This is a genomic window from Bacillus sp. FSL K6-0255 (assembly GCF_045040725.1).
GTDB lineage: Bacteria > Bacillota > Bacilli > Bacillales > Bacillaceae > Bacillus > Bacillus subtilis.
Window position 1 is genome coordinate 1,484,759 of record NZ_CP150278.1, and the last position, 19,331, is coordinate 1,504,089.

Here is a 19,331-nt window from a genome sequence, read left to right on the forward strand (position 1 = left end):
GATAAAATTTGATCAATATCATGTCATATAAAGGAGCACCACGATGAAAAAAGAATTTGCGGTAATTGGGCTGGGCCGTTTTGGTGGCAGTATTTGCAAAGCATTAAGCGAAGAAGGCGTCGAGGTTATGGCAATGGATATCGATGAAGATAAAGTCAACGAGTATGCCAAGATTGCATCTCACGCAGTTATCGGTGATTCGACAGACGAATCTGTCCTGAAAAATTTAGGCCTGCGAAATTTTGACCACGTTATTGTAGCAATCGGGGAAAATATTCAAGCGAGTATTTTAACGACACTCATTCTGAAAGAACTTGGCGTCCATACGATTACAGTTAAAGCGCAGAACGATTATCACGAAAAAGTGCTGTCTAAAATTGGCGCGGATCACATCGTCCACCCAGAACGCGATATGGCAAAACGAATTGCGCATAATATCGTGTCCAACAATGTACTTGACTATTTGGAGCTGTCTGAAGAGCATAGTCTTGTTGAAATCGTAGCTAACAGCCGCCTGGCTGGAAATACACTTCTCGATTTAGATATTCGCGCAAAATACGGTATTAATATCGTAGCCATAAAAAGGGGCAAGGAAGTCATCGTATCACCGCTTGCAACCGAAGTCATCCACCAAGAAGATATACTCATTGTTATTGGATCAGTTACAGACATCTCCCGTTTTGAAAAAAGAGTTCTTCATACTAAATAGCAGTCAAATAAGCCGTCCTCAAAGGGCGGTTTTTCGTATTATCAGAATATAACAACTTTAATGAACTGAGCGCCAATTTCTTAAAATTTCATTGACTAAGCACAGGCGTTCCGATAGCATATTGTACCATATAATAAAAAAGAGGAGGGGCCTATTTGAATAAAGAAGCGCTAGTCAATAGGCTGAATGCTTCAGCCAAAAGACAAAAAGCTGATATCGTCATTAGGAACGGAAAAATCATGGACGTATATAATCAAGAATGGATATATGAAGATATTGCGATTACAGATGGAGTTATTGTAGGCCTCGGTGAGTATGAAGGTGAAAATACCATTGATGCAGAGGGACAAATGATTGTTCCGGGTTTTATTGATGGACATGTACATATTGAGTCGTCAATGGTTACACCGATTGAGTTCGCTAAAGCAGTGTTGCCTCATGGCGTGACGACGGTTGTTACAGATCCGCATGAGATCGCGAATGTGTCTGGTGAAAAAGGGATTGTGTTTATGCTTGAACAAGCTCAGCATACACCGCTGAATATCCATTTTATGCTTCCTTCCAGTGTGCCTGCCGCAAGTTTTGAGCGATCAGGCGCAATTCTCAAAGCTGCCGATCTCAAGCCTTTTTATGAAGAAGAAGAAGTATTAGGGCTGGCTGAAGTTATGGATTATGTGTCGGTTCAGCAGGCTGAAGAAGACATGGTTCAGAAACTGCTCGATGCCCGTGTGGCAGGAAAACGGATAGACGGTCATTTAGCTGGTTTATCAACAGACCTCATTAACATTTACAGAACCGCCTTTGTCTTAAACGACCATGAAGTAACATCGAAGGAAGAAGCCCTTGATCGTATCAGAAGAGGCATGTATGTCATGATGCGTGAAGGATCAGTCGCCAAAAACACGCTCAATGTGCTGCCGGCGGTAAATGAAAAGAACGCACGCCGGTTCTTTTTCTGTACGGATGATAAGCATGTGGATGATTTATTGTCAGAGGGAAGTGTAAACCATCAGGTGAAAATGGCGATTCAAGCCGGACTTGATCCGTTTTTAGCCTATCAATTAGGAAGCCTCAATGCGGCCGAATGCTACGGATTAGATACAAAGGGAGCGATTGCCCCGGGTTTTGACGCTGATTTGCTCTTTGTATCTGATCTGGAAAATGTCACTGTCACAATGACGATGGTAAAAGGGCAGACTGTTGCTGAAGACAGCAAAGCGGTCTATCAGGATCATGCTTCAACTGCAGCACCAGATCAGGCACTGCTTGATTCTGTTAAGCTTGCTGCTCCTCTTAACAAACAGGATTTTCATATGCCAATCGATTCAGAGCAGCAAATCAATGTCATTCAAATCATACCAAATCAGCTTGAAACACGATTAGTACAAGTTCCGGCTCCTGTTGCCCGCGAATTTGAGCCTGACACTGAGTTTGATTTGTTAAAGATTGCAGTTGTCGAGCGGCATAAAGGATTAAAAGAAACCGGACTTGGTGTTGTGAAAGGTTTTGGATTCAAGAGCGGAGCGATTGCCACAACCATTTCACACGACTCCCATAATATTATTGCTGTCGGAACGAATGATGAGGATATCGCGGCGGCAGTTAATAAGCTGCAGGAAATTGGCGGAGGATTAACGATTATAAAAAATGGGGAAGAGCTCCATTCAGTACCGTTGCCGATTGCAGGGTTATTATCCGACCAATCTGCAGAGCAAGTGAATCAAAGCTTGCTGACGCTTCATGATAAATTGCCGTTAATCGGTTTCACAGGCGGATTTAATCCATTTTTGACATTGTCGTTTTTAGCTTTGCCTGTCATTCCTGATATTAAAATGACGACTACGGGATTATTCGATGTAAAATCATTTCAACACATATCACTGCAATAAAAAGAGGCACTCCCTTAGGGAGTGCCTCTTTTTTTAAACCTCCATAATGATCGGCAGGATCATTGGACGGCGCTTTGTTTTTTCGTACAAGAAAGGCGCAAGAGTGTCTGTAATCTCGTTTTTGATTTCAGACCATTGAGTCGTTTTTCGTTCCATTACTTTTTGTAAGTGATTTGAAATGAGCTCTTGAGCGTCGTTGATCAAGTCGCCAGATTCTCTCATGTACACAAATCCTCTGGAAATCAAATCTGGACCCGCTGAAATCTTGAAGTCGTCCATGTCAATGCTGACAACAACGATGACAAGTCCTTCTTCAGAGAGAATTCTGCGATCACGAAGTACGATATTGCCAATATCACCGATACCGCTTCCGTCAATGTACACTGAACCGGACGGGATTTTTCCTGCAACTGAAGCCTCATCGCCTTTAAGCGCTAATACTTCACCATTATCCATGATAAAGCAGTTTTCCTCTGGGATGCCACAATCTGTTGCAAGCTTGACATGCATCTTTTGCATTCTGTACTCACCGTGAATCGGCATGAAGAATTTAGGCTTGATTAAACGAAGCATCAGCTTCTGTTCTTCCTGTCCGCCGTGACCGGATGTATGGATATCGTTAAGAGGGCCGTGAATAACCTCAGCACCCGCACGATACAGCTGGTTGATTGTTCGACTCACGCTGATTGTGTTGCCTGGGATAGGGGATGAAGAAAATACGACCGTATCCCCAGGATTGATTGAAATTTGGCGGTGTGTGCCGTTTGCAATTCTTGATAACGCCGCCATTGGTTCCCCTTGGCTTCCTGTACATAAAATTGTTACTTTATTAGCAGGCATACGATTGATTTCGTTATGCTCAATAAACGTATTTTTAGGACAGTTAATATAACCGAGTGTCTGTCCAATTTCGATAGCCGATTCCATACTGCGTCCAAATACGGCAACTTTTCTTCCATTTTGTACAGCAGCTTCAATTACCTGCTGCAAGCGGTGAATATTCGACGCAAATGTAGCAAAGATAATTCGGCCGTCCACCTTGCGGAAAATGTCATGAATGCTTTCTCCTACACGACGCTCAGACATGGTAAACTCCGGATTTTCACTGTTTGTGCTGTCTGAAAGAAGGCACAAAACGCCTTCTTTACCGATTTCGGCCATTTTCGTTAAGTTTGCCGGCTCGCCGACTGGAGTAAAGTCGAATTTGAAATCCCCAGTATGTACAATGTTTCCGGGCGGCGTTTTTACAACAATGCCGTAGGAATCCGGAATACTGTGTGTTGTTCTGAAGAATGACACAGCCGTTTTGCGGAACTTTACAATATCATCCTCGCCGATAATGTTCAGTTTCGTCTGTCTCAATAATCCATGCTCTTCAAGTTTATTCCGAAGTAAGCCGATCGCGAGTTTTCCGCCGTATACAGGAATATTCACTTGTCTGAGCAGGTATGGAATACCGCCGATGTGGTCTTCGTGCCCGTGGGTGATAAAAAGCCCTTTAATTTTATCTTCGTTTTTGACTAAATACGTATAATCAGGGATGACGTAGTCAATTCCGAGCAGTTCGTCCTCGGGAAACTTGATCCCCGCATCAATCAGTACAATTTCATCCTGGAATTGCACCGCGTACGTATTTTTACCGATTTCGCCCAAACCTCCGAGGGCGAAAACAGCAGTCTGATCATTTTTTACAAATTTCATACCGCTCATAACTCCAATACTTTAAAATTTTCGCTCTGTTGTTCATATTCTAAGAATGCACCATCAACAGGTGTAATAAACTCAATATTAAATTTCTTTTCTTTCAGCTTTGTTCTGACGTCACGCTCAGATACGCCTTCAATATAAAGTGAATCTGTCTTTTCCCGAACAGGTACTTCGTCAGCCTTCTCTTGATAAAATACCTTATAAATCATTCCAAATCTCTCCTTAAATGCCGTATGTTAGACTCGCTCATTCTATTATATTCGAAAACGGAATATAAGGAAAGCCTTGAGCAAAATAAGGATCTCTCAAAAAGTGAAAGATCCCTTGTCAGGCAATTGCTTTCTTACGGAGCATTCCGTTCCATTGTCTTCTGAGTTTCTTTCTTAATTTACGCAGCATTAGCCAGTCCCTCCTTTAATGAAAAATTTGTCCCAGAGTTCTTTTATACAAATAGTATACGGAGATTGAGGAAGACTTTTCGTGGTTATTAATGGAATTTAATATGATTTTTGAACGAAATTGTTTGCTGAATGACAATCTTTTTGTATGATGAGGGTGGGAATTGCAGACCAAGACGATAAAGGGGAAGTTGCGATGGATTCTAAATTAATCTTTTTTGATATTGACGGCACAATATATGATCATGATAAGAATATACCGGAAAGTACGAGAAAAACCGTGGCGGAGCTGCAGCGCCAAGGGCATCATGTGTTTATTGCCAGCGGCCGGTCTCCATTTTTGGTTAAGCCGATTTTGGAGGAGCTGGGCATCCACTCATTTATTTCCTACAATGGACAGTTTGTTGTCTTTGAAAATCAAGTGATTTATAAAAATCCGCTGCCTAAAGATGCAATCAGGCGATTATTAAAGCAGGCGGATGAAGGCAAGCATCCTGTTGTGTTTATGGCTGAGGACACGATGAAAGCGACTGTTGCGGATCACCCTCATGTTCTCGAGGGAATCGGCAGCCTTAAAACCGATTACCCAGAGACCGATGACCTTTTTTATGAAGGAAAAGAAATTTTTCAGCTTCTTTTATTTTGTCAGGATGAAGAAGAAAAAGCTTATGCCGCTTTTCCTGAGTTTGATCTAGTTCGCTGGCATGAGCTATCGACTGATGTTCTGCCGCACGGAGGTTCGAAGGCAGAAGGAATCAAAAAAGTGATTGAGCGTCTTCCGTTTGATATCGGCGATACATATGCTTTCGGCGACGGATTAAATGATCTGCAAATGATTGAATATGTTGGGACAGGCGTTGCTATGGGAAATGCTGTTCCCGAACTGAAAGAAATCGCGGACTTTGTAACAAAACCGGTGGACGAGGATGGAATTGCATACGCTGTCAAAGAATTGGGCCTTTTAAAATAAAGAAACGGCTGGCATTGTGCCAGCCGCTTTTTCTATTAGCGCTCAATTGCGAGTGCATTTTCAGGTTCTTTGAAAGGATTTTCCTTATCAATATGATCATAGAACATAACGCCGTTCAAATGATCGATCTCATGCTGAAACACAATAGCCGGAAATCCTTTTAAACGAATATCAATATTTTCGCCTTCTAGTGTTGTTCCTTTTACTCTGATACGAGAATAGCGGGGAACATAACCGGGAATCGCTTCATCCACAGAGAGGCAGCCCTCGCCGCTTGTTAAGTAGCTTTTTTCAACTGAATGGCTGACGATCTTAGGATTAAACAGAGCATAGCTGTATAATTTACCGGAAGCATCTTCCGCATGAACGGCGATCATTCGTTTTTTGATATTAATTTGAGGAGCTGCGAGTCCTACGCCAGGGCGCAGCTTGTATTTTTCGGCTAATTCTGGATTTTGGCTGTTTTTAACAAATTCGATCATGTCGGCCAGCTGCTGTTTTTCTGCATCAGTTGGAGGCAGCTCAACAGGTTCGGCAGTCTCTCTGAGGGCTGGATGGCCGTCACGTACGATGTTTTCCATGGTAATCAAGAAACTTCACTCCTAAAGCTTAATATGTAAATTATATCGGATTTCTTCACAAAGGTGCAACGAAACGAATGACCAGCCGTATATGGCTGGTCAATTTCATGCTGTGTGGTTAGCAACAGCCTCCACCTAAATAAGCAGCTCCGACAATGATTAACAGAATGAATAAAACAACGATTAGCGCAAAGGTGCGGCCGTAGCCATATCCGCAGCCACCATATCCGTAACCACCATAACTGCAGCAGCCTCCGCCGTAACCATATCCATACATATTACATAACCTCCTCTTTTAATTACGCCAGAGCCTTTATAAGTAGGCATAGCGTCTAATATAACCTATGTAAAAACAAAAAAGTTGTATGGTCATCTGTCCTGATTTTTCACTTTTTTGATTTAATTTCAGTATTGCATTTATACAGCACGGCTATTGCCAAATGTCCCCATGGATTCTATAGTAGAAATTGTCAAGATTGGGGGATTTAACGTGAAAGACGCTATAAAACGGCGGCCTGGAATCAAGATCGGAGCTTTTTGTGCCATGGCACTGATATTAACAGGATGCATGGGACAGGACCCGGTTGATTCACTTCATCATTCATTAGAAAAAGCCGCGGAATCGGAAAAGCCGTTTCAAGAAGAACAAAACACACTCAAAGAATTAGAGGCCAAAGAAAATCAGCTTTACGATAGTGTTATGAAGCTCAATATGGATGATTATAAAAAAATTGTTGCTTTATCTAATAAGGCGCTTGAAAATGTCAGCAAGCGCGAAGAACACCTAAAGCTTGAAAATGACAGCATGAAAAAATCGGAAACAGAATTTGAGGAAGCAAAAACGTCAGCGGAACATATTAAGGAAAAAGACATAAAAGAAAAGGCCGATGCCGCAGCAAACCATATGGAGAAAAGATATACATCATATGGCACTATGTATAAAGAGTATAAAAAAGCGCTTGAGCTTAATAAAAAACTGTATATGCAGCTGAAAGACAAAGATTTGACAAGAGATGATCTGGATCAGCAGATCGATAAAGTCAATGCTTCTTATGAAAAGATCCTTAAATATAGCGGAGAATTTAATGAACAAACCGAAAAATATAATAAAGCCCGGGAAGATTTATATGATGCTGCAGGCTATCGTGTGAAAAAGAGCTGACTCGATCAGCTCTTTTTTTGAATGAAATGCGATTCGGATTTCGTTCAAAATTTTCATTTCTATTGTAGTACAGCATAGTAAGGTATACTAGTACAGTTTTGGGTGCGGTTGGCATCTGTTTTTTTGATGAAAATGTAAAGCGAATACATTTATTGAAAATCAGCGATGAAAACGATTGACGGTTCTTCTTTATTTGGTGTAAACTAATCCATGTTAAGCGGTGTTGTATTAGTTTTTTACAACTTCGAAATAATACAGTTCAAAGCAGAGTGTAACTATCCTACATAAAAGGTTTTGGCAAACTGGGGATCGGCTAAAATATAATACGACTTACTGCTGATACTTTAGGGTACCCTAAGTTTGTATGTATAAAAGGAATGCACGTCTAATGACTGTTTAAAAGAAAGGAAGAGGTGACTTAGTATGGCTGCAAAAACGAAAAAAGCTATCGTTGACAGTAAGAAGCAATTTGATGCCATTAAAAAGCAGTTCGAAACGTTCCAAATTTTAAATGAAAAGGGAGAAGTCGTGAATGAAGCGGCGATGCCTGATTTAACTGATGATCAATTAAAAGAGCTAATGCGCCGCATGGTATTTACGCGTGTGCTTGACCAACGCTCTATCTCATTAAACCGTCAAGGACGTCTCGGATTTTACGCTCCTACTGCGGGTCAAGAAGCTTCTCAGATTGCAACGCATTTCGCGCTTGAAAAAGAAGACTTTGTTCTTCCTGGATACCGTGATGTGCCTCAGTTAATTTGGCACGGCCTTCCATTATATCAAGCGTTTCTTTTCTCTCGCGGACATTTCAGAGGAAACCAAATGCCTGATGATGTGAATGCCCTTTCTCCACAAATCATTATCGGTGCTCAATACATTCAAACTGCCGGTGTTGCGCTAGGTCTTAAAAAACGCGGTAAGAAAGCTGTCGCAATCACTTACACTGGTGACGGCGGAGCTTCTCAAGGGGACTTCTACGAAGGAATTAACTTTGCCGGAGCTTATAAAGCACCTGCAATCTTCGTGGTGCAAAACAACCGTTACGCGATTTCAACTCCTGTTGAAAAACAATCTGCAGCTGAAACAATTGCACAAAAAGCTGTAGCTGCCGGTATTGTCGGCGTACAAGTAGACGGAATGGATCCGCTTGCTGTATACGCAGCAACTGCTGAAGCACGCGAGCGCGCAATCAACGGCGAAGGTCCAACACTAATTGAAACACTTACATTCCGTTATGGCCCGCACACAATGGCTGGTGACGATCCTACTAAATATCGTACAAAAGAAATCGAAAATGAGTGGGAACAAAAAGATCCGCTTGTACGTTTCCGTGCGTTCCTTGAAAACAAAGGCTTATGGTCTGAAGAAGAAGAAGCAAAAGTGATTGAGGATGCGAAAGAAGAAATTAAGCAAGCGATCAAAAAAGCTGATGCTGAACCGAAGCAAAAAGTAACTGATTTAATGAAAATCATGTACGAAAAAATGCCTCACAACCTTGAGGAGCAATTTGAAATTTATACACAGAAGGAGTCGAAGTAAGCCATGGCGCAAATGACAATGATTCAAGCAATCACGGATGCGTTACGCACAGAACTGAAAAATGACGAAAATGTCTTAGTTTTCGGAGAAGACGTTGGTGTAAACGGCGGCGTATTCCGTGCGACAGAAGGATTGCAAAAAGAATTCGGTGAAGACCGTGTGTTTGACACGCCACTTGCTGAATCTGGTATCGGCGGTCTTGCCCTTGGTTTAGGCTTAAACGGCTTCCGTCCGGTAATGGAAATCCAATTCTTCGGATTTGTTTATGAAGTAATGGATTCAGTTTCTGGCCAAATGGCTCGTATGCGCTACCGTTCTGGCGGACGCTGGACTTCACCTGTAACAATTCGTTCTCCATTCGGCGGCGGTGTTCATACTCCTGAACTTCACGCTGACAGCTTGGAAGGTCTTGTTGCACAACAGCCTGGTATCAAAGTTGTTATTCCATCAACTCCTTACGATGCCAAAGGACTTTTAATTTCTGCGATCAGAGACAATGATCCTGTTGTCTTCTTAGAGCATATGAAGCTTTACCGTTCTTTCCGTCAGGAAGTTCCTGAAGAAGAATACACAATTGAGCTTGGAAAAGCTGACGTGAAACGTGAAGGTACTGATCTTTCAATCATCACTTACGGCGCAATGGTTCATGAATCATTAAAAGCTGCTGATGAGCTTGAAAAAGACGGCATTTCTGCTGAAGTTGTCGACCTTCGTACAGTAAGCCCACTTGATATCGATACAATTATCGCCTCTGTAGAAAAAACAGGACGCGCGATTGTCGTTCAAGAGGCACAAAAACAAGCCGGTATTGCTGCAAACGTAGTAGCAGAAATTAATGACCGTGCGATCCTGAGCTTGGAAGCACCTGTACTTCGCGTTGCAGCGCCAGATACAGTATTTCCTTTCTCTCAAGCGGAGAGCGTATGGCTTCCAAACCATAAAGACGTTCTTGAAACAGCAAGAAAAGTGCTTGAATTTTAATCAAACTGCATAATCGAGAGGGAAGATGAACGTTTTCCCTCTATTATATATCTGTTTTCAATGCTTACGATGTAAACTTTAAAATTGCTTAATCAAACTAGGAGGTCGAGAACTGTGGCATTTGAATTTAAACTTCCAGATATCGGGGAAGGTATCCACGAAGGCGAAATCGTAAAATGGTTTGTCAAGCCTAACGACGAGGTAGACGAAGATGATGTACTGGCTGAAGTCCAAAATGATAAAGCAGTAGTAGAAATTCCTTCACCTGTTAAAGGAAAAGTATTAGAATTAAAAGTTGAAGAGGGAACGGTTGCAACTGTTGGACAAACGATTATTACGTTTGATGCACCTGGTTACGAAGATCTTCAATTTAAAGGCAGCGACGAGTCTGACGATGCGAAAACTGAAGCACAAGTTCAGTCAACTGCAGAAGCTGGACAAGACGTTGCGAAAGAAGAGCAAGCTCAAGAGCCTGCAAAAGCTACTGGCGCAGGACAGCAGGATCAAGCTGAAGTTGACCCGAACAAACGCGTGATCGCTATGCCTTCCGTACGTAAATATGCACGTGAAAAAGGTGTAGACATCCGTAAGGTTACTGGTTCAGGCAACAACGGACGTGTTGTAAAAGAAGATATCGACAGCTTTGTAAACGGAGGAGCGCAAGAAGCTGCACCGCAAGAAACAGCTGCACCACAAGAAACAGCTGCTAAACCGGCTGCTGCACCAGCTCCAGAGGGCGAATTCCCAGAAACACGCGAAAAAATGAGCGGTATCCGTAAAGCAATTGCAAAAGCGATGGTTAACTCTAAACACACTGCTCCTCACGTAACGTTAATGGACGAAGTGGACGTAACAAACCTTGTTGCACATCGTAAACAGTTCAAACAGGTTGCTGCTGATCAAGGAATCAAGCTGACTTACTTGCCTTACGTTGTAAAAGCTCTTACATCTGCACTGAAAAAATTCCCTGTTTTAAACACGTCAATTGACGATAAAACAGATGAAGTCATCCAAAAACATTACTTCAACATCGGTATCGCTGCTGACACTGAAAAAGGCTTGCTTGTACCGGTTGTGAAAAATGCAGATCGTAAATCTGTCTTTGAAATTTCTGATGAAATCAATGGCCTTGCAACAAAAGCTCGTGAAGGCAAGCTTGCTCCAGCTGAAATGAAAGGCGCATCTTGCACAATTACAAACATCGGTTCTGCCGGCGGACAATGGTTCACTCCGGTTATCAACCATCCAGAAGTTGCGATTCTTGGTATCGGACGCATTGCAGAAAAAGCGATTGTTCGTGATGGCGAAATCGTAGCAGCTCCAGTCTTAGCTCTTTCTCTCAGCTTCGACCACCGTATGATCGACGGAGCAACTGCGCAAAATGCATTAAATCACATCAAGCGTTTACTGAACGATCCACAATTAATTTTAATGGAGGCGTAATGTTATGGTAGTAGGAGATTTCCCTATTGAAACAGATACTCTTGTAATTGGTGCGGGACCTGGCGGCTATGTAGCTGCCATCCGCGCTGCACAGCTTGGACAAAAAGTAACAGTCGTTGAAAAAGCAACTCTTGGAGGCGTTTGTCTGAACGTTGGATGTATCCCTTCAAAAGCGCTGATCAATGCAGGTCACCGTTATGAGAATGCAAAACATTCTGATGACATGGGAATCACTGCTGAGAATGTAACAGTTGATTTCACAAAAGTTCAAGAATGGAAAGCTTCTGTTGTCAACAAGCTTACTGGCGGTGTAGCAGGTCTTCTTAAAGGCAACAAAGTAGATGTTGTAAAAGGTGAAGCTTACTTTGTAGACAGCAATTCAGTTCGTGTTATGGATGAGAACTCTGCTCAAACATACACGTTTAAAAACGCAATCATTGCTACTGGTTCTCGTCCTATCGAATTGCCAAACTTCAAATATAGTGAGCGTGTCCTGAATTCAACTGGCGCTTTGGCTCTTAAAGAAATTCCTAAAAAGCTCGTTGTTATCGGCGGCGGATACATCGGAACTGAACTTGGAACTGCGTATGCTAACTTCGGTACTGAACTTGTTATTCTTGAAGGCGGAGATGAAATTCTTCCTGGCTTCGAAAAACAAATGAGTTCTCTCGTTACACGCAGACTGAAGAAAAAAGGCAACGTTGAAATCCATACAAACGCGATGGCTAAAGGCGTTGAAGAAAGACCAGACGGCGTAACAGTTACTTTCGAAGTAAAAGGCGAAGAAAAAACTGTTGATGCTGATTACGTATTGATTACAGTAGGACGCCGTCCAAACACTGATGAGCTTGGTCTTGAGCAAGTCGGTATCGAAATGACGGACCGCGGTATCGTGAAAACTGACAAACAGTGCCGCACAAACGTACCTAACATTTATGCAATCGGTGATATCATCGAAGGACCGCCGCTTGCTCATAAAGCATCTTACGAAGGTAAAATCGCTGCAGAAGCTATCGCTGGAGAGCCTGCAGAAATCGATTACCTTGGTATTCCTGCGGTTGTTTTCTCTGAGCCTGAACTTGCATCAGTTGGTTACACTGAAGCACAGGCGAAAGAAGAAGGTCTTGACATTGTTGCTGCTAAATTCCCATTTGCAGCAAACGGCCGCGCGCTTTCTCTTAACGAAACAGACGGCTTCATGAAGCTGATCACTCGTAAAGAGGACGGTCTTGTGATCGGTGCGCAAATCGCCGGAGCAAGTGCTTCTGATATGATTTCTGAATTAAGCTTAGCGATTGAAGGCGGCATGACTGCTGAAGATATCGCAATGACAATTCACGCTCACCCAACATTGGGCGAAATCACAATGGAAGCTGCTGAAGTGGCAATCGGAAGTCCGATTCACATCGTAAAATAATTTTCATATCAAAAACAGCCCCGCTTTGAGCGAGGGCTGTTTTTTTATTTTGACAGCACATGCTGTAATGGTTTAATGATGTCTTCTTTCTTTTTCACACATCCCTCGATTTTCACCACGACATGGCGCTGATCAACAACCATAAGGGTAGGGACAGTTTCAATCTCATCTTCCCAGCCTTCTTTTTTATCATAGACCTTCATTTTATCTATTTGCTCGGGATAATCTTTTTCTAAATCAAGCAGTGCATCGTAATAAGGCGCTTCCTGGTCTATTTGGTTCTCATCAGAAAAAAACAGGATTTGTGTATGATGAATGTTGTCAATCCGGCTTTTTTTCATCGGATTGATGGTGGAAAGCGTACAGCCCGATAAAGCAAATACTATTATCAGCATGGGGAATACCGCGCGATATCGCATCTATCTTCTCCTCTGTATAAACAGTAGTTAACTAGCTTTAGTTTATCACGAGAGACGGCTTAATCTGCTTCTTGTTACCTAATTGTTATATAATTGAAACCGTTTTTAAAGTGAGATTACATATTATATCAATCGTTTAAAATAGCAACCTGGGGTATATTGAATTTTTTGCTGCATTCTTGGATGAAAGTTCAAGAAAACGTGCAATTACATTATGTGCTGTGGCATATATATCGAGTAAAGCTTCTGTATGAAGAAGATATTGTATGATGGAAAATGGAAAAACAAGGTGAATATGATGATATGAAATAAAATGTGTTATACAGTTTGTTGTTGACATTTTAAATGTGACATATTAATATAATAACAACAAAAGAAATTAAGCGTTTTCAAATTTCAAAGAAATGGGGAATAAGAGATGGGTACGATTGTTTGCCAAGATTGCAACGAAGCCATTCATTACTTTGAAGATGAGAAAGTGACAACATTATATGGAACTTGCTGCGGACAATGTCAATGTCCTGTTGATGAAGAGTAAAAAAAAGCATGCGGCTTAAAGCCGCATGCTTTTTATTTTTTATTGAATTGCTTTTTGTTCTTTGATGACCCGGATCATATGTAAAGTCGAGTCCTCAGGTCCTTGAACAGGGAGGCCTGCGTCAAGGTTTTTAAAAATGTAGCTGATGTTTTCTTCTGTAATAATTTCTCCTGGGATGAAGATTGGAATACCAGGCGGATATACCATGACAAATTCAGCAATAATCCGTCCGGATGCTTCTTTTAATGGGATGACTTCCGTATTTGCATAGAAAGCATCACGCGGAGTCATTGCCAATAAAGGTATTTCTGGAAGCAGAACCTCAGTTTGCTGATGTGTTACATCTTGTTCTGACATTTGCTGTGCGATCTCAGTTAAAGCCTCTACAAGCCGGTCTGCATCATTTTGGCTGTCACCAGGAGTGAAAATACACAAAATATTGTACAGATCAGAAAGCTCCACCTCAATATTAAAGGATTCACGAAGCCATTTTTCCACGTCATGTCCTGTCAGGCCAAGACTTTTCACAGAGATAATCAATTTTGTCGGATCATAGCTGTAAGCTGCTTTCGACCCAAGAATCTCAGAACCGACACAATAAATGCCTTCAATCTGATTGAGGCGATCTCTCGTCTGATTGGCAAGCTTGAGTGTTTCCTCAGCAAGCTGGCGGCCTTCTGTTGCAAGGCGTTTTCTGGCAACATCCAAAGAAGCGAGAAGCAAGTAAGAAGTTGACGTAGTTGTCAGCATGCTCAGGATGGATTGCACTCTGTCTTTAGATACAAGGCCTTCTCTCATGTTTAAAATAGAGCTTTGTGTCAGTGATCCGCCCAGCTTGTGTACACTTGTCGCTGCTATGTCCGCTCCTGCCTGCATAGCCGATAGCGGCAATTCGTCGTGAAAATGAATGTGAACGCCGTGTGCTTCATCCACAAGCACTGGCACATCAAACGAATGAGCGAGTTCTACGATGCTTTTTAAGTCGGCTGCAACACCGAAATATGTCGGGTTGATGACGAGAAGCCCTTTTGCATCCGGATGCTCGGTAAGCGCCCGTTTAGCAGATTCAAGTGTAATTCCGTGGGAGATGCCCAATTCATTGTCAATTTCAGGATGAATAAAAATTGGAACCGCTCCGGAAAATACAATAGCTGTCATAATTGATTTATGAACATTTCTTGGAATAATAATTTTATCACCAGGTCCGCAAACAGCCATTACCATTGTCATAATGGCGCCGCTTGTTCCTTGAACAGAAAAAAATGTATGATCCGCTCCAAATGCTTCAGCAGCCAGATCTTGTGCTTGTTTAATAATGCCTTTTGGCGCGTGCAGATCGTCTAATGGTTCAATATTAATCAAATCTATGCTTAACGCGTTTTCACCGATAAATTGTCTGAATTCTGGGTCCATTCCTGCCCCTTTTTTATGGCCGGGAATGTGGAATTGAACAGGCTGTCTGCTTGCATGCTTTTTCAGTCCTGTGTATAAGGGTGTTTCATGTTGCGACAATTGTTTTCCCACCTTTGTAATCATACCTATGCATAATAGTGTGTATTAAAATCAGTTTCTCAACCGTTTTTTAGACGTAAAACAAATGAATTATATTATGAACTTGAAAGAATGTAAAGAACAATTTATGATCAAATGAAGATGCTTTCTCTTAAGGGAAGTAAATCTACAAGGAGTGAAGAAAATGGAGTATCAATATCCGATGAATGAAGATTGGACAACCGAAGAAGCAGTGGATGTGATTGCATTTTTCCAGCAGGTTGAGCTTGCATATGAAAAAGGGGCGGATCGTGAAGAACTGCTTAAAGCTTACCGCCGTTTCAAGGAAATTGTACCGGGGAAGGCCGAAGAAAAAAAGCTATGCGGCGAGTTTGAGGAACAAAGTACATATTCTCCTTATCGCACGGTCAAACAGGCGAGAGAATCTGATCACGCGAAGATTAAGATGTAAGAAAAAGAGCCGGGGGATATCCCGGCTCTTTTTTATGCTTGTGTTACTTTTTGGGTGAGACGGTACAGAAAAGCAAGCTGTTTAAAGGCATCGTCGATACGCTGAAGGAATTCCTGGTTATTCATATTCAGCACTTCTTCTTTTTGGAGCTGGATGCCGCATAACAGCTCGGCTTTCTTTACAGTCTGCAAACGCTCAAACAGTGTCTTCAGCTGTTCCTTGTCCATTTCAGACTGTTTATGTACTCCCGGTTTTGTGTGATCTGCAGACCAAACGAAGCTGTCAGGGATATTTTTCGTAATGGTTTCTTGGTTCACTTCAAGCAATTTGCCGTATTCTTCTTTGATAGGGGATTCATAAATAATCGCGAACCATACAAAGACGTGGCTTTCCCATAAACCAATTTGGAAATGCGGCAGTTTTTTATAGCCTCTTTTGCTGTTTGCGAACGCCACCCAGCTGTCAGCCGGGGGATTGACGGATCTTCTTGCGTGCTTTGCCACATGCGGAAACATTTCATCTCCGGTTAAAGCTGATAAAGTTGGGGCAAAATGTTCGCCTAGAGCTGTAAGCTTCGGACGGACCGTCTCTTTTAATACTTCCATGCGCGCGTCTAAGCCTTCTATTGTAAATGTGTTAAAGTCTTCTTCAGTGAAACGCATTTGTGTCATGATTTTCCTCCTTCATGCTAAGTATACATATTTTATCACAGTTCATACGAGCTTCAAAAAGATTGAGCGCGTTTGAAGTAAGGAGAAATGTGGTAATAAACGAGTAGGTAAACACACAATTTTCAGAATCATGTTGCGCGTAAATAGAACAATCATACGATATAAGAAGTAATCATTGTTGAATGGCAAAATGGGATGCTTTTTTACAAACAAATGATCTCTGGAAGGGGCGAAAGACAATGAGGCAAGTTGTAAAAGAGGGATTTAAGGAAGAGAAAAACAATCGTGTTGCTGTCTGGAGACTAGAGGTTGATTATGAATTGGCAACCCTATATGAAGCAATGCAGAAAGAAAATGAAGAGCAGATTGAACAAAGCAAAAACAAACTTGAGCGACTTAGAAAAGAATGGATTCGTCTTAACGGGTAAAAAAGCGATAGTGAAAACGAACCGCATGAATGGTTCGTTTTTACGTGAGAAGGGATATTTTTCATTTTCCTTGCTTTTTCATTGCCGTTATCAGTATCCTATAAAATAAAAGGTCTACATAGAAGAGAGGTACGAACGAATGACAAATTGGACGGAAATCGATGAGATTGCAAAGAAATGGATAAGAGAAGCAGGCGCGAGAATTACACAATCCATGCATGAAAGCCTGACAATTGAAACGAAATCAAATCCGAATGATTTAGTCACCAATATTGACAAAGAAACCGAAAAGTTTTTCATTGATCGAATTCAAGAAACATTTCCGGGACATCGGATACTCGGTGAAGAGGGGCAAGGAGACAAAATCCACTCACTTGAGGGAGTCGTATGGATTATTGATCCGATTGATGGGACGATGAATTTTGTGCACCAGCAAAGAAATTTTGCGATTTCCATTGGGATTTTTGAAAACGGTGAAGGTAAAATCGGTTTAATTTATGATGTGGTGCACGATGAGTTGTATCACGCATTTAGCGGCAGAGGAGCTTATATGAATGAAACGAAGCTGGCTCCATTAAAAGAAACCGTCATTGAAGAAGCGATTCTTGCCATTAATGCAACATGGGTAACGGAAAACAGAAGAATTGATCAAAGTGTGTTAGCGCCACTTGTGAAAAGAGTCAGAGGCACACGCTCCTACGGTTCTGCCGCTTTAGAGCTGGCAAATGTCGCGGCAGGAAGAATAGATGCTTACATCACGATGCGGCTTGCGCCATGGGACTACGCAGCCGGCTGTGTGCTGTTAAATGAAGTAGGAGGCACCTATACGACCATTGAAGGAGAGCCGTTTACCTTTTTAGAAAACCACAGTGTGCTAGCCGGAAACCCATCTATACATAAAACGATATTTGAAGAGTATCTTCATGCTCGGAAGTAGGCCATTTGAGCAGGATGATCTCAGCTTGTTAGAAAAGCTCGCGGAGGCTCATCCTGTATGGAAAGAGGAGGAGTTTGGAGATAAAGATGCAGAAGACTATATCATTTCCTACTCCATGTACAACGGTTCATGGCTTGTATGGGAAAAAGACGGTATGCCTGTTGCCGTCAGCTACCATCTTGAGTGGTCTCCTTCAAACGGTAAGCCGTGGCTCGGAACGGTCCTGATTGACCCGGCTGAAGAAAAAAAGGGACATGCGAAGATGATCATTGAACAGATCAGCAAATTGCTTAGAGCGAAACATAAAGCGATGTTTGCGGGAGTTCCCATTGAGCGCAGGGAATGGATACTGTTTTTAAGCCAATGCGGCTTTGAACAGCTGAAAACGGAAAAAGATGAGAAAGGCAAATCATTTATGATCTTGGTGAAGCCTTTAGCAGAAGCTGCCGTATGATAATGGCAGCTTATTTGCTGCATGCGGGTTCAATAAAAAGCCTCTCAAACATTGAGAGGCTTCTGATGATTTGAAAATTATTTTTTTACCGCATGAATATAATGAATCGTTTCAAACGCTGACAAATTGTCTTTTCGATTACTAAAGAAAAGGTCATTGATGTCGTCTGGTGATAGATGTTCATAGATCAGTAAACCAGATGACTCTAACAGATGTTCAATCTCTTGATAAGTGAAACATGATTTCATCGGTTCCCCGCTTGCGGCAGCCATCTTCACCATATGTTCAACTCGATTCGACGTCCCTTTTGCTGTAAAAAGTGTTTCGTCCGCATAATCAAAAACAATAGAGCTTCCAGGCGGGACATGAGAAAATAAATTGCTGATCAAGCTTGCATTTTCTTCCCGTGTTACATAATAAGACACTCCGAGAAGGCTGAAGAATGTTTTTGTGTTTTTAAATCCTTCATCTAAGAGAGGATCATACGAAAACGTTTTGGTGAAATCCATAGGAACAAAATGAAGATGACCCGGAATTGTCAGATTTGCATCCTTCAGCTTATTTTTTTTCAATTGCTGTGTGGCCGGATGATCAACCTCGAAAACCTGTAAGCTGTTTTCTAATTCTGGATGCCGAAAGCAGAAAGTATCCAGTCCCGCTCCAAGAATGACATACTGTTTTGCCCCCAGGATTAATTCGTTGTGCAAGACTTTTTCACAATAAGAAGCACGTGCTAGGGGCGTTGGAGACAGCTGGATTTGTGCAACCCATTTTAATATTTTTTCAGGATCATTTTGAAGACGTTCGGCGATCTCTTTGTTGAAAAACGATATTTCTTGAATCATATTTTTACTGATGTCGATAAACTCTTTTTCGTTAATGAGATCTTTTGCGATAAAATCATCAAAAATAAGAGGTGTGTCATATCGGCTGTGATATGCACGGGCAAAAGCTGAAATTAGAGACGTTAAGCTGGACTCATTTTTCCTCATGAAATGATCCTCCACAAAAAATAAGATTCCCCTGGCCAGGAGAATCTTATTATACATACAAATATATTAATAGTAAATTTTAGCATAAATAAATTTTTTTGTCAATGTTTTTGCTCTTAACTGGACGCGCGAT

The 19,331-nt window shown here is 41.8% G+C and carries 21 protein-coding genes; 13 read left to right on the forward strand and 8 right to left on the reverse strand.

Annotated elements, in window-relative coordinates:
• The first annotated feature begins 43 nt into the window (after window positions 1–43).
• Both ktrC and ade read left to right on the forward strand, forming a co-directional pair.
• The gene (ktrC, locus tag MHB62_RS07775) at window positions 44–709 is read left to right on the forward strand and encodes a Ktr system potassium transporter KtrC (protein WP_003222311.1); all 666 of its coding nucleotides are present in this window, start codon (window positions 44–46) and stop codon (window positions 707–709) included.
• 155 nt (window positions 710–864) lie between these two features.
• The gene (ade, locus tag MHB62_RS07780; RefSeq protein WP_032721495.1) at window positions 865–2,598 is read left to right on the forward strand and encodes an adenine deaminase; all 1,734 of its coding nucleotides are present in this window, start codon (window positions 865–867) and stop codon (window positions 2,596–2,598) included.
• Between the two features lie 33 nt (window positions 2,599–2,631).
• On the opposite strand, the gene rnjA is transcribed toward ade, so the two are convergent.
• Window positions 2,632–4,299, reverse strand: coding sequence for a ribonuclease J1 (gene rnjA / locus MHB62_RS07785; protein WP_003245660.1), 1,668 nt, complete (start codon window positions 4,297–4,299; stop codon window positions 2,632–2,634).
• Between the two features lie 5 nt (window positions 4,300–4,304).
• Window positions 4,305–4,514 carry an RNA polymerase subunit omega 1 gene (gene rnpZA, locus MHB62_RS07790; protein ID WP_003222303.1) on the reverse strand — a complete coding sequence of 70 codons (210 nt, stop codon included), beginning with the start codon at window positions 4,512–4,514 and terminating at the stop codon, window positions 4,305–4,307.
• A gap of 385 nt (window positions 4,515–4,899) precedes the next feature.
• Between rnpZA and MHB62_RS07795 the strand changes: the two genes are divergently transcribed.
• A complete protein-coding gene (locus tag MHB62_RS07795; RefSeq protein ID WP_015715823.1) occupies window positions 4,900–5,673 on the forward strand; it encodes a Cof-type HAD-IIB family hydrolase in 774 nt (257 codons plus the stop codon).
• A 35-nt stretch (window positions 5,674–5,708) separates the two neighbouring features.
• Here MHB62_RS07795 and def read toward each other — a convergent pair whose 3' ends face one another.
• Window positions 5,709–6,263 carry a peptide deformylase gene (gene def / locus MHB62_RS07800; protein ID WP_029726528.1) on the reverse strand — a complete coding sequence of 185 codons (555 nt, stop codon included), beginning with the start codon at window positions 6,261–6,263 and terminating at the stop codon, window positions 5,709–5,711.
• Between the two features lie 109 nt (window positions 6,264–6,372).
• Window positions 6,373–6,531, reverse strand: coding sequence for a YjcZ family sporulation protein (locus tag MHB62_RS07805; protein WP_003232317.1), 159 nt, complete (start codon window positions 6,529–6,531; stop codon window positions 6,373–6,375).
• Window positions 6,532–6,744: 213 nt separating this feature from the next.
• Here MHB62_RS07805 and MHB62_RS07810 point away from each other — a divergent pair, with 213 nt between their 5' ends.
• From MHB62_RS07810 to lpdA, 5 genes are all read left to right on the forward strand, one after another.
• The gene (locus MHB62_RS07810) at window positions 6,745–7,416 is read left to right on the forward strand and encodes a YkyA family protein (protein WP_009967146.1); all 672 of its coding nucleotides are present in this window, start codon (window positions 6,745–6,747) and stop codon (window positions 7,414–7,416) included.
• A gap of 423 nt (window positions 7,417–7,839) precedes the next feature.
• On the forward strand, window positions 7,840–8,955 hold the full coding sequence (gene pdhA / locus MHB62_RS07815) for a pyruvate dehydrogenase (acetyl-transferring) E1 component subunit alpha (protein ID WP_003222294.1): 1,116 nt from the start codon (window positions 7,840–7,842) through the stop codon (window positions 8,953–8,955).
• A gap of 3 nt (window positions 8,956–8,958) precedes the next feature.
• The gene (gene pdhB, locus MHB62_RS07820; RefSeq protein WP_003232313.1) at window positions 8,959–9,936 is read left to right on the forward strand and encodes a pyruvate dehydrogenase complex E1 component subunit beta; all 978 of its coding nucleotides are present in this window, start codon (window positions 8,959–8,961) and stop codon (window positions 9,934–9,936) included.
• Between the two features lie 114 nt (window positions 9,937–10,050).
• Window positions 10,051–11,379, forward strand: coding sequence for a pyruvate dehydrogenase complex dihydrolipoyllysine-residue acetyltransferase (pdhC, locus tag MHB62_RS07825; protein WP_003232311.1), 1,329 nt, complete (start codon window positions 10,051–10,053; stop codon window positions 11,377–11,379).
• 4 nt (window positions 11,380–11,383) lie between these two features.
• Window positions 11,384–12,796 carry a dihydrolipoyl dehydrogenase gene (gene lpdA, locus MHB62_RS07830; RefSeq protein WP_003232309.1) on the forward strand — a complete coding sequence of 471 codons (1,413 nt, stop codon included), beginning with the start codon at window positions 11,384–11,386 and terminating at the stop codon, window positions 12,794–12,796.
• 44 nt (window positions 12,797–12,840) lie between these two features.
• Here the strand turns inward: lpdA and slp are convergent, their stop codons facing one another.
• Window positions 12,841–13,215, reverse strand: coding sequence for a peptidoglycan-associated lipoprotein Slp (slp, locus tag MHB62_RS07835; protein WP_003245672.1), 375 nt, complete (start codon window positions 13,213–13,215; stop codon window positions 12,841–12,843).
• 418 nt (window positions 13,216–13,633) lie between these two features.
• Here slp and MHB62_RS07840 point away from each other — a divergent pair, with 418 nt between their 5' ends.
• A complete protein-coding gene (locus MHB62_RS07840) occupies window positions 13,634–13,753 on the forward strand; it encodes a GapA-binding peptide SR1P (protein WP_003232305.1) in 120 nt (39 codons plus the stop codon).
• Between the two features lie 39 nt (window positions 13,754–13,792).
• Here MHB62_RS07840 and speA read toward each other — a convergent pair whose 3' ends face one another.
• Window positions 13,793–15,265, reverse strand: a complete 1,473-nt coding sequence (speA, locus tag MHB62_RS07845; RefSeq protein ID WP_003244780.1) for an arginine decarboxylase — start codon at window positions 15,263–15,265, stop codon at window positions 13,793–13,795.
• A 184-nt stretch (window positions 15,266–15,449) separates the two neighbouring features.
• Here speA and MHB62_RS07850 point away from each other — a divergent pair, with 184 nt between their 5' ends.
• The gene (locus MHB62_RS07850) at window positions 15,450–15,716 is read left to right on the forward strand and encodes a UPF0223 family protein (RefSeq protein WP_003245382.1); all 267 of its coding nucleotides are present in this window, start codon (window positions 15,450–15,452) and stop codon (window positions 15,714–15,716) included.
• A 32-nt stretch (window positions 15,717–15,748) separates the two neighbouring features.
• Here MHB62_RS07850 and MHB62_RS07855 read toward each other — a convergent pair whose 3' ends face one another.
• Window positions 15,749–16,387, reverse strand: coding sequence for a YktB family protein (locus MHB62_RS07855; protein ID WP_003232300.1), 639 nt, complete (start codon window positions 16,385–16,387; stop codon window positions 15,749–15,751).
• A gap of 239 nt (window positions 16,388–16,626) precedes the next feature.
• On the opposite strand from MHB62_RS07855, the gene MHB62_RS07860 reads away from it, so the two are divergent.
• From MHB62_RS07860 to MHB62_RS07870, 3 genes are all read left to right on the forward strand, one after another.
• The gene (locus MHB62_RS07860) at window positions 16,627–16,815 is read left to right on the forward strand and encodes a hypothetical protein (RefSeq protein WP_009967148.1); all 189 of its coding nucleotides are present in this window, start codon (window positions 16,627–16,629) and stop codon (window positions 16,813–16,815) included.
• A gap of 139 nt (window positions 16,816–16,954) precedes the next feature.
• Window positions 16,955–17,752: an inositol-1-monophosphatase gene (gene suhB / locus MHB62_RS07865; protein ID WP_003232297.1), complete on the forward strand. Its 798-nt coding sequence runs from the start codon at window positions 16,955–16,957 to the stop codon at window positions 17,750–17,752.
• A 25-nt stretch (window positions 17,753–17,777) separates the two neighbouring features.
• Window positions 17,778–18,206, forward strand: a complete 429-nt coding sequence (locus MHB62_RS07870) for a GNAT family N-acetyltransferase (protein ID WP_003232296.1) — start codon at window positions 17,778–17,780, stop codon at window positions 18,204–18,206.
• Window positions 18,207–18,283: 77 nt separating this feature from the next.
• Here the strand turns inward: MHB62_RS07870 and MHB62_RS07875 are convergent, their stop codons facing one another.
• Window positions 18,284–19,198, reverse strand: coding sequence for a class I SAM-dependent methyltransferase (locus tag MHB62_RS07875; protein WP_003245561.1), 915 nt, complete (start codon window positions 19,196–19,198; stop codon window positions 18,284–18,286).
• Window positions 19,199–19,331 lie beyond the last annotated feature (133 nt).

Excerpts from the sequence above, each read along its gene's own strand:
- MHB62_RS07840 (WP_003232305.1), top strand. The coding sequence starts at position 13,634 with ATGGGTACGATTGTTTGCCAAGATTGCAACGAAGCCATTCATTACTTT.
- rnpZA (WP_003222303.1), bottom strand. The coding sequence starts at position 4,514 with ATGATTTATAAGGTATTTTATCAAGAGAAGGCTGACGAAGTACCTGTT.
- MHB62_RS07850 (WP_003245382.1), top strand. The coding sequence starts at position 15,450 with ATGGAGTATCAATATCCGATGAATGAAGATTGGACAACCGAAGAAGCA.
- MHB62_RS07795 (WP_015715823.1), top strand. The coding sequence starts at position 4,900 with ATGGATTCTAAATTAATCTTTTTTGATATTGACGGCACAATATATGAT.
- ktrC (WP_003222311.1), top strand. The coding sequence starts at position 44 with ATGAAAAAAGAATTTGCGGTAATTGGGCTGGGCCGTTTTGGTGGCAGT.
- suhB (WP_003232297.1), top strand. The coding sequence starts at position 16,955 with ATGACAAATTGGACGGAAATCGATGAGATTGCAAAGAAATGGATAAGA.
- MHB62_RS07860 (WP_009967148.1), top strand. The coding sequence starts at position 16,627 with ATGAGGCAAGTTGTAAAAGAGGGATTTAAGGAAGAGAAAAACAATCGT.
- MHB62_RS07855 (WP_003232300.1), bottom strand. The coding sequence starts at position 16,387 with ATGACACAAATGCGTTTCACTGAAGAAGACTTTAACACATTTACAATA.
- rnjA (WP_003245660.1), bottom strand. The coding sequence starts at position 4,299 with ATGAAATTTGTAAAAAATGATCAGACTGCTGTTTTCGCCCTCGGAGGT.
- MHB62_RS07875 (WP_003245561.1), bottom strand. The coding sequence starts at position 19,198 with ATGAGGAAAAATGAGTCCAGCTTAACGTCTCTAATTTCAGCTTTTGCC.
- pdhB (WP_003232313.1), top strand. The coding sequence starts at position 8,959 with ATGGCGCAAATGACAATGATTCAAGCAATCACGGATGCGTTACGCACA.
- slp (WP_003245672.1), bottom strand. The coding sequence starts at position 13,215 with ATGCGATATCGCGCGGTATTCCCCATGCTGATAATAGTATTTGCTTTA.
- lpdA (WP_003232309.1), top strand. The coding sequence starts at position 11,384 with ATGGTAGTAGGAGATTTCCCTATTGAAACAGATACTCTTGTAATTGGT.
- MHB62_RS07805 (WP_003232317.1), bottom strand. The coding sequence starts at position 6,531 with ATGTATGGATATGGTTACGGCGGAGGCTGCTGCAGTTATGGTGGTTAC.
- pdhA (WP_003222294.1), top strand. The coding sequence starts at position 7,840 with ATGGCTGCAAAAACGAAAAAAGCTATCGTTGACAGTAAGAAGCAATTT.